This is a genomic window from Primorskyibacter aestuariivivens, assembly GCF_028023675.1.
Classification (GTDB): Bacteria; Pseudomonadota; Alphaproteobacteria; order Rhodobacterales; family Rhodobacteraceae; genus Marinovum; species Marinovum aestuariivivens.
In genome coordinates this window covers 1-1,224 of the sequence record NZ_JAQIOZ010000041.1, presented here as the reverse complement: position 1 = coordinate 1,224, position 1,224 = coordinate 1, and the positions used below count along the sequence as shown (strand labels likewise).

The following is a 1,224-nucleotide window of genomic DNA, read 5'->3' as shown; positions in this document are numbered from 1 at the left end:
ATGGCAAAGGAAAAGTTTGAGCGTTCCAAACCGCACGTGAACATCGGCACGATTGGTCACGTTGACCACGGCAAGACGACGCTGACGGCGGCGATCACCAAGCAATTTGGTGACTTCAAGGCCTATGACGAGATTGACGGCGCGCCGGAAGAGAAAGCCCGCGGCATCACCATCTCGACCGCGCACGTGGAATATGAAACCGACGCGCGTCACTACGCCCATGTCGACTGCCCCGGCCACGCTGACTATGTGAAGAACATGATCACCGGCGCGGCGCAGATGGACGGCGCGATCCTGGTTGTGAACGCAGCCGACGGCCCGATGCCCCAGACCCGCGAGCACATCCTGCTCGGCCGTCAGGTGGGTATCCCGAAGATGGTCGTGTTCATGAACAAGGTGGACCAGGTCGACGACGAAGAGCTGCTTGAGCTGGTTGAAATGGAAATCCGTGAACTGCTCTCCGAGTATGACTACCCGGGCGATGATATCCCGATCGTTGCAGGGTCGGCGCTGGCCGCTCTGGAAGGCCGCGACGACAATATCGGTTCGGAAAAAATCGCCGAGCTGATGGCCGCTGTGGACGAATATATCGACACGCCGCCGCGCGCGATCGACGAGCCGTTCCTGATGCCGATCGAAGACGTGTTCTCGATCTCCGGCCGCGGTACTGTTGTGACCGGTCGTATCGAGCGTGGCGTGATCAATGTGGGTGACGAAATCGAGATCGTGGGCATCCGCGACACCTCGAAAACCACCTGTACCGGTGTGGAAATGTTCCGCAAGCTCTTGGATCGCGGTGAAGCGGGCGACAACATCGGCGCCCTGCTGCGCGGTGTGGACCGTGAAGGCGTTGAGCGTGGCCAGGTTCTGTGTAAGCCGGGCTCGGTGAACCCGCACACCAAGTTCGAAGCCGAGGTCTACATCCTGACCAAGGAAGAGGGTGGCCGTCACACGCCGTTCTTTGCGAACTACCGTCCGCAGTTCTACTTCCGGACCACCGACGTGACCGGCACCTGCATCCTGCCCGAGGGCACGGAGATGGTGATGCCGGGCGACAACCTGAAGCTGTCGGCGGAACTGATCGCGCCGATCGCAATGGAAGAAGGCCTGCGCTTCGCCATCCGCGAAGGCGGCCGCACCGTCGGCTCCGGCGTCGTGTCGAAAATCCTCGCGTAAGCGACACCGCCAAAACAAGCGTGAGGTGCGCAGATAATGCGCACCTTA

At 60.8% G+C, this 1,224-nt stretch carries 1 protein-coding gene; it reads left to right on the top strand.

The features are described from left to right. Nucleotides 1-1,176 (top strand): elongation factor Tu, encoded by a 1,176-nt coding sequence (tuf, locus tag PGB28_RS21280; RefSeq protein ID WP_271423511.1) that lies wholly within the window; start codon nt 1-3, stop codon nt 1,174-1,176. Nucleotides 1,177-1,224: the final 48 nt, after the last annotated feature.